The following is an 11,774-nucleotide window of genomic DNA, read 5'->3' as shown; positions in this document are numbered from 1 at the left end:
ATCAGTCGGAGGCGGTGTAGAGGGATGAGTAAGGCAGGGACCAAACGCCGGCCGGTGTCCAACCTGCTGGGCCTGGCGGTGCTCGGACTTCTTCACGAACGTCCGATGCATCCGCACGCGGTGGCCGCGGAGCTCCGCGAACGCAGCCTGGACCGCTCCTTCAAGGTCCGCACCGGCTCCCTGTACGACGTGGTGGCGGCGCTGGAACGCGCTGGCTGGATCGAAGCACGCGAGAAGGTTCAGGTCGGCTCCCGCCCCGAGCGCACGGTGTACGGTCCCACCGACGCGGGCCGCGCAGCGCTGATCGACTGGGTCGACGAGCTCGTGCGCTTCCCGGCCGAGGAGTTCCCGGCGTTCGTCTCCGCCGTCACGTACCTGGGCGTGCTCGAGCCGGCGGACGCGACGTCGGCGCTCCGGCAGCGGGCCGAACGCCTGCGGGGGGTCGTCGAGCAGCTTCGGGACGAACACCAGGCCGCGCTGGCAGAGCTCGACGCCGAGGGGAAACCTCGCCTTTTCGTGCTCGAGGCCGAGTATGCGCTGCACATGCACGAGGCCGAGGTCGCGTGGATTGAGAAGACGATCGCCGAGATCGAATCAGGGGCCCTGAGCTGGCCCGGTTGAGCAAGAACTCCCGGTATGCCTTGGCACGCTGAGTGCTCCCACAAGGACGGCGATACCGGACGCGACAATGGGTATTCAGCGTGCCAAGCGAGTCTCGACAGCTTCGCGGCTCAATGCTCGTCGAGCACGGCCTATGCCGATGAACTGGGGGACGCCCTGGGTCAGTTCCTCGACGCCGCAGGGATCTCGGTTGCGGGCAGTGCGCATCTGGGACTGGACGGGCGCATCTGGACCGTCCCGTACTCGACCACCCGCGCCCTGATCGAACAGGCCGACCGGCCCGAGGCCGAGGCGGTCTTCGTGAGCTGCACCAACCTGCCCACCTACGATCTGATCAGCCCGTTGGAACACACACTCGGCAAGCCGGTCCTCACGGCGAATCAGGTCACGATGTGGGCGGCTCTGAAGGCATCCGGTATCCGGGCCGTCGGCCCCGGGCAGCGCCTCATCGGCCGTTGAGTTGCCGGTGTGATCGGTGACGATCACCCGGGACACGACATGCTGAACGACGGCGGGGCCTGGGCCCACATCGCCGACGGTCCTTCGAAGACGATACGCCCGCCGTGGCGGCCGGCACCTGGGCCTACGCCGATGATCCAATCAGCCCGGTTGATCACGTCGATGTCGTGTTCGATGACGATCACCGTGTTGCCTTGATCAACCAGACGGTCCAGCAGCCTGACCAGCCGCAGCGTATCCACCTGATGAAGACCGGTCGTCGGCTCGTCGAACACGTAGATCCCGCCGGCCGTCTCGAACTCCCGGGCCAGCTTGAGACGCTGCCGCTCACCACCAGAAAGTGTGGTCAGTGGCTGGTTCAGCGACAGATAGCCCAGGCCGACGCGGTCGAGCATCCGCAGAGGGCCGGCGATCCGCGGCTCATCGAAGAACACCATCGCCTCGGTCACCGTCATCGCGAGCACTTCGGCGATGTTGCGTCCCCGTAGCGAGTACGCCAACGCCTCCGGGCGGAAACGCGTGCCGTCGCATGATTCACAGACGATGGTGACCGGATCCATGAAGGCGAGATCGTGTTGCACCATGCCCAGCCCCTTGCACTCCGGGCAGCCGCCGTCAGAGTTCGCGCTGAACATGCCCGGGCCGACGCCGTGCGCCCGGGCGAAGCTACGCCGGATCGGATCGAGCACTCCGGCGTAGCTGGCGGGTGTGGACCGCCGTGAGCCGAGGACCGGCGCCTGGTCGATCACCACCACGTTCCCGACGGCTGCCGGCAGGATCTCGGTCATCAGCGTGCTCTTGCCGGAGCCGGCAACGCCGGTGACGGCGGTCAGCACACCCTTCGGGATACTAAAGCTGACCTCGCCCACGTTGTGGCGACCGGCGTGGGTGACGTCGATGGCGCCGGCCGGGGTGCGGACGTCGGTCTTCAACGGTGCGCGCCGCCGTACGCTGGCGCCGGTCGGGGTGTCCGCCGATTTCAGTCCTGCCAGGTCACCGGAGTAGACCACCTCGCCGCCCGCGACGCCCGCGCCGGGACCGAGGTCGATGACGTGATCGGCAATGGCGATGACATCCGGATCGTGCTCCACGACGACCACCGTGTTGCCCTTGTCCCGCAGCTGGCGGATCAGAGTGTTGACCCGGCTGACGTCGGCCGGATGTAGGCCCACGCTGGGCTCGTCGAGAACATAGGTCAACCCACTCAGGCTAGACCCCAGATGGCGGACCAGCTTCACCCGCTGGGCCTCGCCGCCGGACAAGCTCGGGGTGTCTCGGCCCAGGGTGAGATAGCCGAGCCCGACGCCGACGAGGGACTCAAGCCGCTCGACGATACCGGAAACGACCCCTTTGACCAGTGGTGCGTCGACAGCGGCCGCGATTTCGATCAAGTCCTCGACCTCTTCGGCCATCCAATCGGCGATGCCGAGCCCGTTGATCCTGGCGGCGAGCGCCGTGGCGTTGAGTCGTGCTCCGCCGCAGTCCGGACAGGTCTGCCGGACGACGGCCTCGTCCACCGCGGCAGCGACGTCCGCCGGGAGTTTGTCCCGGTGCACGTCGATGAAGCTGCGACGGAAACGCGGCAACACACCCTCGTATGTGGATGTCGGGGGCCAGCCCGGGCCGGGGCGCTCAGGTTTGATCCCGGTGGCGTGCAGCAGGGTGTGCCACTCATCGCCGGTGTAGAGCCGCAACGGCTTGTCATTGTCGAACAACCCGGATTCGACGTAGCGCTTCCAGCGATACGTGCCGGGCGTGAAGCCCGGGAACCGAAGCGCCCCACCGTTGAGCGAGCGCTCCCTGTCCACGAGCCGCTCCACGTCGATCTCGTCGACGCTGCCGAGCCCCTGGCACCGGTCGCACATTCCGCGTGGGTCGTTGAACGAGAATGCCGTCGACTCGCCGGCCGGCGGGTCGCCGAGGCGGGAGAACAACAAGCGCACGAGGGTGTAGACCTCGGTGGCCGTGCCGACCGTCGAACGAGTTTGCCGGCCCAGCGGGCGCTGGTCGACCACGATCGCGGGGGAGAGGTGCCACACTGCGTCGACGTCTGGCCGCCGCACCGCCGGCAGCCGGTAGCGCACGTAGGCCGGGAACGTCTCGTAGAACTGCCGTTGGGACTCGGCCGCGATCGTGTCGAAAACCAGGGACGACTTGCCGGATCCAGAGACTCCGGTCACGACGGTGACGGCGCCTTTGGGAATCTCGACCGTCACGTTCTTCAGGTTGTGCTCGCGGGCCCCGAGCACCGTGATGCGATCGGCTGCGGGCTGTCCGGCAGGGTCTGGCGTCGGCCATGCGGTGCGTTTCATACAACGCACGCTATGAAGAGTTGTGGCCAGATTATGGCCACAACTGTGGAATAGTTTCCGTTATGGGTGATCCGAGTCGTCGCATGCTGGAACTGCTCTCCGTTCTGCAGAGTGGCCGGGCGTGGAGCGGGTCCGAACTGGCTCGCCGCCTCGGCGTCCCACCGCGCACGCTACGCCGGGATATCGACCGGTTACGCGAGCTCGGTTATCCGGTGCAGACTCAGCCCGGCCCCGGCGGCTACTACCGGCTCGTCGCGGGTGCGGCGATGCCGCCCTTGCTTCTCGACGACGACGAAGCGGTGGCGGTGGCATTGGCCCTGCGCTCGGCCGGGCACGCCACGCCGGACGGGCACGCCACGCCGGACGGGCAGGCTTCCGCCGGGCAGCCCGGCGACGCGGCCGGGGGAGCGCTACGCAAGCTCGAACAGATTCTCCCGGCGCGGCTGCGGCGAAAGGTCGCCGCCGTACGCGGCGCCACCGAGCTGGCCGCCGGGACGATGCCGCCCGAGGTGCCGGTGGAACTGTTCAGTGTCATCAGCGAGGCGGTGCAACAACGACGGCGGCTGCGGTTCGCGTACCGAGACCGGGACGCTGAGCGGACTCACCGCGATGTCGAGCCCTATCGGCAGGTGTTGTACCGCAACCGCTGGTACCTGCTCGCGTGGGACATCGGCCGGCACGACTGGCGCACTTTCCGGCTCGATCGGGTCGCCGAGGCAGTGGCCACCGATCACCGTTTCGCTCCGCGGGACCTGCCGGCGGACACCGCGGCGGCCTACCTCGAGGCTGCGTTGCGGACGCCACGGCACCGGGCCAGCATCGTCTTCCAGGCACCCATCGATCAAGTGAGTGGGCGCCTGGTTGTCCGAGACGGGCTCCTGGAGTCGCTGGATTCCGATCATTGCAGGTATACCGATTGGGTCGATTCATTTGAATGGTTGGCGATCAAAGTGACAATTCTGGGCCTCGACTTCGTCGTCGAGGAACCGCCCGGGTTCGTCGAGTACTGCCGCACCCTGCGGGACCGGCTGGACGATGCATTGGGACAGTCAGGCAGCGCCACGGATTCGACGCGGGCCGTCAGTCCTTGATCGGCGTGGTCTGCGCCAGTGTGATCAGCCAGTCGCCGTTGCTCTTCACCAGCACCATCGTCATCGCGCCCTTGTTCTGCAGAGCCGCGCCAGACTCGGGCGAAGCCGCGCGTTCGTCATACACGTGTTTGACGATGCTCGCGATCGCGACGTCTGGGCGTGGAAAGATCACATCGACCAGCTCGTGCTTGGTGCGCACATCTGTCAGAGGCGTCTGAAGCGCCTGTGCCATCGCCGCGTACACCTGGTCCTTGCCGTGCAGTCTGCGGCCAAAAAAGTTGATCAGCACGACGTCATCGGCGAGCAGATTGGTGAATCCGTCGACGTCGAACTGGAGCTTTTCGGCGTCGGCCACCACCTTCTCGATGGCGCCGTGGTGGTGGTTCTGCTGATCGATTGCCATGATCACCTTTCGAATTGTCCGAGGTGCTCGGAATCCATATAGAACGATGTGCCCGATAACAAACGCTACAGCAGTAGTCCGTTGAGTCGCCGCCGGACCACGGGCCTCGTCGCGCGTCTGAGGGGCAGCGGTTCGGGGTAGGGAGCCGGTATGCCAGAAGACAGGTGGACCAAACCGAACCCGACGCCGGGGGAGGACCCCCGGGAGATCGACCGTGAGCGTGTCACCGAGCAGGCGCTCGACGAGCAAGAAGCGCAAGACTCGCTTGTGCACCGCCAGCGGCGCGTTGGAGGCATGGGCGTCAGTTCGGACGCGCCGGGACACGATATCGCTGACCTCGACGACGCGCCCGATGTTCCCAAGTTGCGGGACGAGTCCTGAGCTTCCCGCTCCGCCGCAAGGGCGTCTTCCGGATGTGGCGACGGTTGGGGCATCCTCGCGTGAGAGTGTGAGGTTGTGGTGAACCGGCGTCCGCCTTCAATCAGGCTCCTCGGCGCCGCGGGTATCGCCGGCGTTGCCTTCTTCGCCGCGACCGGACTGCTGATGCACGCGGTGCAGCCCGAACTCAATCCGCTGGAACGGCTCGGCAGCGACTACGTCCACGGCAGACTCGGGTGGATCTTCGTCGTCGGATTCCTTGTTATCGGCGCGGGCCTGGGTGCGTTTGCCGTCGCTGTGCACCGCCTGGGCACCAACGGCGGCCGGCGGCTGCTGGCGTCGTCGGCGCTGGGCGTGTCTGGTGCGGCCTTCGTCGTCACCGGGCTCTTCGAGACCGACCCGCTCGGTCCGGACGGACTTCCGATGCGCACAATGACCGGCCACGTGCACAACGCCGGCAGCTTCGTCGCCTTCGCCGGCGTGATCATCGCCGCCGCGGCGCTATCGCGGCAATTGCCTCGCGTGCCAGGTTGGGAGCGACGTGGCCGCGTCACCCGGGTGTTCACCTGGGTGATGGCCGTGGCATTGATCGGCACCGCCATCGCGGGCCCGGGAGCCTTTCTGGCTGGGCTCGTCCAGCGTGTGTTCGTCGCCATCTTGCTCACCTGGCTGGTACTGCTCGGCGTCTGGTTGTGGCGGGGGCCGGCGTCGTCCGTCGCCGATGCAACGAATGACACAGATGTGATGAGTGGAGCAGATATGACGAATGAGGCAGGGCTGGCGGATCTGCCGGGGGAGGACGAGCAGCGGTAGCGGACGGGCGCCGCGGCGAGACAAGCGATGTGCCATCCCAGCCGGGAGATGGAAGTGCCGGATGAGTGGAAACTCGATAGCGTGATCTCCTGAAGCCCGGCAGGGTAGGGCCCGTGACAGTGGACGTCTCCTTCATCCCTGGACTCGAGCTTTCGCGGATCTATTTCACCGAAGCGGTCCAGCCGATCCTTGACCAGGCGTACCCGGACATGCGATATGCCGCGGCGCGCGTCGGGGCCGGATCAGAAGTGCTCGGCTTCGACACGGCACGTTCCGCGGATCACGAGTGGGGGCCGCGGCTCGAACTCTTCCTCGCCGCTGACGACATAACGAACCATGCCACGGAGATCAACGCGCTCTTGGCGGAACGGTTGCCCAAGACGATCCGCGGATGGCCTACCCACTTCGACGAGAGCGGTGATCCCTTCGATCCGTCCGGGATCATGCGGCGCACAGACGGTCCGGTGAATCATCGGATCGGTATTCGAGCCGTGGATTCGTGGCTGGAAGCCGAGCTCGGTCTGCAAGACACGTCGGGCGAACCGACGGTCAGAGAGTGGCTCGCGATGCCACAACAGAAGCTGGCCGAGCTCACCGGCGGTGTGGTGTTCCGGGACGACCTCGGCGCCCTGAGCCATGCCCGGCGAGTTCTGGCGTGGTACCCGGACCAGATCTGGCGCTACCTGCTGGCTTGCCAATGGCAGCGCATCTCCCAGGAAGAGGCGTTCGTCGGGCGTTGTGCGGAGGTCGGCGACGATCTCGGTTCGGTGATCATCACAGCCCGACTGGTGCGGGACGTGATGCGGCTGTGCTTCCTGCTAGAGCGGCAATACGCGCCGTACAGCAAGTGGCTGGGCAGCGCGTTCGGCCGGCTCGGGGTTGCGGGGGAGTTGCAGCCCGTCCTGCGTGCGGCGCTGACGGCCACCGACTACGAGGCTCGGGAACGGCATCTGTGCACCGCATACGAGACGGTGGCCACGCGGCAGAACGCGACGGGCCTCGTCGCACGGTCAGTGGATCCGGCACCGCGGCAATTCCACAGCCGCCCGTTCTTCGTGATCGGCGCCGATCGATTCGCCCGCGCACTGGCCGGGACCATCACCGACCCGGAACTCAGCGCCCTGCCTTTGACCGGCGGTGTCGATCAGTGGGCGGACAACACCGAGTTTCTCGGCTTGGGCCGTCCACGCCGAAGCGCCGTGGACGCGTTCTGAGGCCGCCGGTTGCTCGTCGGGCTCCCCGTCCGGACGGGGGTGGGAAGCCGGAACTCGGCTCGGCCGCTGGGGGAGCGACGTTTGGGGGAATGACGCTGCCGGTTCGGAGCGACCTTGTCGGTGGTGGGTCGTATTGTTTAGGACATGAGTTCGAGTGTGTTGGATGAGTTGACCGCCGCGGTGCGAGACGTCGCCGCACAGGCGGTGGGCGAGTTCGCCGACGCTCGAGTCACCGATGAGCTGGTGGCGCTGCGGCGGCTGGCTGACGCCGCCGAAGCGGCCTATCTGACCCGGCTGCGGGTCTTCGACACCCGCCGGATCAGTGAAACCCGCTCGGCGTTGTCCACCCGGTCCTGGATCCGCCACGAACTCCACGTCGCCCCGGCAGAGACCTCCCGCGCCACGAAAACGGCGCACGGCCTGAGCGATTTCCCGGTGATCGAGGCCGCGCTTATCCGCGGCGAGATCCGCATCCCCCACGCCGAAGCGATCGTACGGGCAGCCAAGCTACTCGGCACTGACGTGATCGCCGGCTGCCAGGACGCCCTCGTCGCAGCGGCCAGCAAAGATGATCCCACCCGGCTACGCGCGGCACTGCGGGGCCTGGGCGCCGCCGTCGATGACACTAAGGCGGCCAAGCGTGCCGAGAAACGCGACCAGGGACGCTGGCTCGACCTGTCCTCCACCTTCGACGGCGCAGTCGTGCTCGACGGAATCCTCGGCGAAGAAGACGGCGCCCTAGTGCACACCGCCATCAACGCCCTCGCCACCCCCAGTGGCCCCGACGATCAACGCACCCCATCCCAACGCCGCGCCGACGCCCTGGTCGAACTCTGCCGCCGCGCGCTCGCCAACCGCGACGTCCCTACCCACGGTGGTGAGCCCACCCACCTCATTGTCGTCACCGACCTACAAACGATCGAAGCCCGCACCGGCGGGCTAGGCGAGCTCGCCGACGGGTCCATCCTGCGCGGCGACGCCGTACGCCGCCTCGCCTGCGACGCCCGCATCAGCAGGATCATCACCGGTCCGGACTCCCAACCGCTCGACGTCGGCCGCTCACAGCGCACCGCCACCCCCGCACAACGCAAAGCACTACGCCTACGCGACCGCGGCTGCATCTTCCCCGGCTGCGACCGCCCACCCGAATGGACCGAAGTCCACCACCTCATCCCCTGGGCCCAAGGTGGGCACACCGATATCGACGAGATGGCCCTGCTCTGCCGCAAACACCACACCGTGGTACACGAGGGCGGCTGGACCATGCTGGCCACCGGGCCGCGACGGTTCAGATTCGTCGATCCGCATGGAGTTCCTGTACCGGCCGATCCGATCCCACGCACCACCAGCACCGTCACCCCCCTCATCAACACCACCCAACCCCCACCCCGAGCCGGACCCACCACCAACACCACTAGCGGAAACAACGCACCAGGAGAGCGCCCCGCGGACAGCACGCCAGGAGAGCACGGTGAATCAGCCGGCAACGAACACGCCGCCTGATCAGCGAAACGTGGGCAGCACACCCGGGTCCCGAGCACACCCGGGTCCCGAGCACACCCGGGTCCCGAGCACACCTGAGTGCGCGTGCGTTTGACCGAGGCGGCAACCCAGGGGAGCGGGGCGCCGGTCACAAACACTGCCCGAGCCGATAATGCTGCGGCGAGTTGCGTGGCGAGCGCCACACCTCGGTGCCTCGGGTGCCGATGAACGGCAAGGGCATCCCGGGCATGCGCCAACCGTCTATGGTGACCCGGGTGGCTAGCGTGTCAGCCTGTACCAGCGAGCGTCATGGTGCTGCCGCCCATGGATCTCGGGCGCCTCGTCAACTGAGGTGTCACGGCCGAACCCTGCCTTCTCAGCAGCGCGTTGCGAAGCCACGTTGTGACGCATCGTCCAGAGTCGAATCTCGGCCACCGGCCAGACTTCGAACACGCGTTCACAAAGAAGTTTCAATGCTGCGCTAGCGACACCTTGACCGCGAGCGGAAGCGGCAACCCAATAGCTCACGTGGGCACGGTGCCCATCTCGACGAGCCGCTACGTTGGCCAACCGGGTGCCGTGCTCGGCATCAACGGCGACGTAGCCGAGCGCATCGTCGTCGCGTCGAAATTGGTTCAGCGCAAGGAGGAACTCGTCGGTTGTCAGCGAGGCTGATTCGGTGGTGAAACGCAGCGTCTCGGAATCTTTGACTTGCTCGACGTACCAGGCCGCGTCGGCGTCGCTCCATTCACGAAGCGCGATTTCCATGCCTTCGAACCTAGCCGACGTGTTAGTCGCCGTGTGAGCGGTCCGAGACGTCAATGCCCGGGCAGCAACATCAACAGCTCAACGAACAGACTGGTCGTAGCCACTCTCACCCGGACTGATCCAACGCCGATAATGTACATTATGTCAAGTTAACCAGCTAGCCGCCTCGAGGGCACTCCTACTCGCCTGGCGCCTCCTGCTCGCCCAGGGCACGTTGAATGCTTGTTGTCACGTCCGGTCGTCCGAGTTTGGTGGAATCACTCAGCGTGCCGAGAAGGTATACCGGAAGCTCTTTCTGGCGGCTGAGCGTCACCGGCGAATACATGTGTAACTGCCGAAGACGAGACCACTGAGGTCGGACTCGACGATGTCGAACCCGCACCGATCCAGCAAAGGTTCGAGCAGCCAGCTGAACGTGCTGTGCTCATTCTGGATGTGTTCGACGTAGTCGTCGCTGGTATAGCCGGCCGCGGGATCCTCGGCCGCGCCGGCGAACCAACGCTCGAACACACTATCGATCTCTTGTGGTTCGAAACTGTAGATCAAGTCTCGAAGTCGCAGTACTCCCCCGGGCCGCATCATGCCAGCAACTCTTTGGAGCGCAACCGCCTTCCAGAAGTCGGGCAGCTGGTGCAGGGCATTGCGAGTGAATACGGCGTCTGCAGGTGGGCCGGTGTGCTCGTATGTGAGAAAGCCACCCTGAACGCATTCGAGTCTCGGAAGGTCGGCATCCGCCGCACGCGCGCGAACATGAGCCAACATCGCCGGCGAGACGTCTACGGCGATCACACGTCCGAAGACCCGCGCCGCATCCAGGGCGAATTGCCCGGTTCCGGCGCCGATGTCGACGATAGTCGACGTCTCCCCCAGGCCGTGCTTCCGCAGGATGCCGATGTCTTCGGTCGGGTCCGGGAATCCCTGTTTCCGGTTGTATCCAGCCACGAAGCCGGTGTCGAGGTGTTCCGGGCCAGCATGCTTGAGTTCGTCGAGCATCCAGTGTTTGCGCACGGACAACATGCCATCACCGCGGGCCCGTATGCCACAAGCGATTTCCGTGTGTGACGCGGCGTTTGGGTGCGTCGCGCCTTGCGCTCAGGCCACGAACGGCGGGTGTTCGGTCTCGCTCACCATCGGCTTGCCTGCGTCTGCCCAGGATGCCATGCCGTCGGCGACATTCACCGCTTCCCGGCCCATGCTGTTGAGCCAAGCCGCGACCTGGGCCGAGCGGCCGCCGACCTTGCAGATGATGTACAGCGGTGCGTCGTCGGGGATGTCCTCGAGTCGCGCCGGAAGCTGACTCATCGGCACATGCACGGCGTTGGGCGCGTGGCCGGCCTGCCACTCGGCGTCCTCGCGGACGTCCACCAGCGGTGCATCCTCAGGAATGTCATTCACACTGACCTCGGCGACGTTCATTTCTTCAGTCTCGCAGGTGACGCCCGGCACAAGCCCAGCGGGAGAGGTTCGGTCCCCCGAGGCGCGCCGCCGCACGTGTTTGGATTGCGTCATGGTTGAGAACGGAACGGGCAAACACATCGCGATCGTGTTGTTTCCGGAAGTCGAGGAACTGGACGCCGTCGGCCCGTGGGAAGTGCTGTCCTTCTGGACCCATGGATATCCAGAGGACGGCTACACGGTGTCCTGCGTGTCGCGAGACGGCGCTCCTGTGACGTGCGCCAAGGGTTTGACCATACATCCTCACCATTCGTTTACCGATGTGCCGCCGGTAGATGTGCTGATCTTTCCGGGCGGGCGCGGCGCCCGGAAGATGCTCGACGATGACACCCACCTCGACTGGGTGCGCCGGCAGCGGAAGACAACTCCAATCATGGCTAGTGTGTGCACCGGTTCGCTCGTTTACGCCGCCGCGGGCCTGCTCGAGAATCGCCCAGCGACGACCCATTGGGCTTCACTCGACCGGCTTGCCGAACTCGATTCCACCATCGACGTCCGGCGCGATGAGCGCTTCGTCGACGACGGCGATGTGGTCACCTCCGCCGGCGTGTCGGCAGGCATTGACATGGCGTTGCGTCTCATCGTTCGGCTCGCTGGTACGAACCGAGCACGCGACGTCCGCCGAGGCATCCAGTACGATCCCGAACCACCGGCCTGACGGGGATCCACGGCCCGCTGTTGCACGATCGTTACGTACGCTGCGATGACGACCGGCCGAACAGGCGTGGATCGGCTCCTTGGGCTTGCGACTTCTCCTTGCGAATAATGCCTCTCCAGG

General features: G+C 66.1%; 13 protein-coding genes. 8 read left to right on the top strand and 5 right to left on the bottom strand.

Going from position 1 to position 11,774, the window contains the following annotated elements:
* The first annotated feature begins 24 nt into the window (after nucleotides 1-24).
* On the top strand, nucleotides 25-621 hold the full coding sequence (locus tag F7O44_RS03085) for a PadR family transcriptional regulator (RefSeq protein ID WP_162448689.1): 597 nt from the start codon (nucleotides 25-27) through the stop codon (nucleotides 619-621).
* Between the two features lie 15 nt (nucleotides 622-636).
* Nucleotides 637-1,080, top strand: coding sequence for an aspartate racemase/maleate isomerase family protein (locus tag F7O44_RS03080; protein WP_162448688.1), 444 nt, complete (start codon nucleotides 637-639; stop codon nucleotides 1,078-1,080).
* Between the two features lie 23 nt (nucleotides 1,081-1,103).
* On the opposite strand, the gene F7O44_RS03075 is transcribed toward F7O44_RS03080, so the two are convergent.
* Complete coding sequence (locus F7O44_RS03075) at nucleotides 1,104-3,392, bottom strand: excinuclease ABC subunit UvrA (RefSeq protein WP_162448687.1); 2,289 nt, start codon at nucleotides 3,390-3,392, stop codon at nucleotides 1,104-1,106.
* A gap of 62 nt (nucleotides 3,393-3,454) precedes the next feature.
* Here F7O44_RS03075 and F7O44_RS03070 point away from each other — a divergent pair, with 62 nt between their 5' ends.
* Nucleotides 3,455-4,483, top strand: a complete 1,029-nt coding sequence (locus F7O44_RS03070) for a helix-turn-helix transcriptional regulator (RefSeq protein ID WP_222850991.1) — start codon at nucleotides 3,455-3,457, stop codon at nucleotides 4,481-4,483.
* On the opposite strand, the gene F7O44_RS03065 is transcribed toward F7O44_RS03070, so the two are convergent.
* Nucleotides 4,473-4,886, bottom strand: a complete 414-nt coding sequence (locus F7O44_RS03065) for an SgcJ/EcaC family oxidoreductase (protein WP_162449303.1) — start codon at nucleotides 4,884-4,886, stop codon at nucleotides 4,473-4,475. The genes F7O44_RS03070 and F7O44_RS03065 overlap by 11 nt on opposite strands.
* Nucleotides 4,887-5,036: 150 nt before the next feature.
* Here F7O44_RS03065 and F7O44_RS03060 point away from each other — a divergent pair, with 150 nt between their 5' ends.
* The 4 genes from F7O44_RS03060 (at nucleotide 5,037) to F7O44_RS03045 (ending at nucleotide 8,794) form a co-directional block, all read left to right on the top strand.
* Nucleotides 5,037-5,267, top strand: a complete 231-nt coding sequence (locus F7O44_RS03060) for a hypothetical protein (protein ID WP_162448686.1) — start codon at nucleotides 5,037-5,039, stop codon at nucleotides 5,265-5,267.
* A 75-nt stretch (nucleotides 5,268-5,342) separates the two neighbouring features.
* Nucleotides 5,343-6,077 carry a DUF998 domain-containing protein gene (locus tag F7O44_RS03055; protein ID WP_162448685.1) on the top strand — a complete coding sequence of 245 codons (735 nt, stop codon included), beginning with the start codon at nucleotides 5,343-5,345 and terminating at the stop codon, nucleotides 6,075-6,077.
* Nucleotides 6,078-6,190: 113 nt separating this feature from the next.
* On the top strand, nucleotides 6,191-7,291 hold the full coding sequence (locus tag F7O44_RS31575) for a DUF4037 domain-containing protein (RefSeq protein WP_222850990.1): 1,101 nt from the start codon (nucleotides 6,191-6,193) through the stop codon (nucleotides 7,289-7,291).
* Between the two features lie 144 nt (nucleotides 7,292-7,435).
* On the top strand, nucleotides 7,436-8,794 hold the full coding sequence (locus tag F7O44_RS03045) for an HNH endonuclease signature motif containing protein (protein WP_162448684.1): 1,359 nt from the start codon (nucleotides 7,436-7,438) through the stop codon (nucleotides 8,792-8,794).
* 258 nt (nucleotides 8,795-9,052) lie between these two features.
* Here F7O44_RS03045 and F7O44_RS03040 read toward each other — a convergent pair whose 3' ends face one another.
* The 3 genes from F7O44_RS03040 to F7O44_RS03030 all read right to left on the bottom strand — a co-directional run bounded on the left by F7O44_RS03040 (nucleotide 9,053) and on the right by F7O44_RS03030 (nucleotide 10,957).
* Nucleotides 9,053-9,541 carry a GNAT family N-acetyltransferase gene (locus F7O44_RS03040; protein WP_162448683.1) on the bottom strand — a complete coding sequence of 163 codons (489 nt, stop codon included), beginning with the start codon at nucleotides 9,539-9,541 and terminating at the stop codon, nucleotides 9,053-9,055.
* A gap of 309 nt (nucleotides 9,542-9,850) precedes the next feature.
* Nucleotides 9,851-10,558 carry a class I SAM-dependent methyltransferase gene (locus tag F7O44_RS03035; protein ID WP_187361011.1) on the bottom strand — a complete coding sequence of 236 codons (708 nt, stop codon included), beginning with the start codon at nucleotides 10,556-10,558 and terminating at the stop codon, nucleotides 9,851-9,853.
* Nucleotides 10,559-10,633: 75 nt separating this feature from the next.
* Nucleotides 10,634-10,957: a rhodanese-like domain-containing protein gene (locus F7O44_RS03030; RefSeq protein ID WP_162448682.1), complete on the bottom strand. Its 324-nt coding sequence runs from the start codon at nucleotides 10,955-10,957 to the stop codon at nucleotides 10,634-10,636.
* Between the two features lie 91 nt (nucleotides 10,958-11,048).
* Here F7O44_RS03030 and F7O44_RS03025 point away from each other — a divergent pair, with 91 nt between their 5' ends.
* Entirely contained in the window at nucleotides 11,049-11,654 is a 606-nt protein-coding gene (locus tag F7O44_RS03025) for a DJ-1/PfpI family protein (protein ID WP_162448681.1), read from the top strand.
* Nucleotides 11,655-11,774: the final 120 nt, after the last annotated feature.

This window comes from Phytoactinopolyspora mesophila (genome assembly GCF_010122465.1).
GTDB classification, from domain to species: Bacteria; Actinomycetota; Actinomycetes; order Jiangellales; family Jiangellaceae; genus Phytoactinopolyspora; species Phytoactinopolyspora mesophila.
This window is presented reverse-complemented; position numbering and strand designations above follow the sequence as displayed.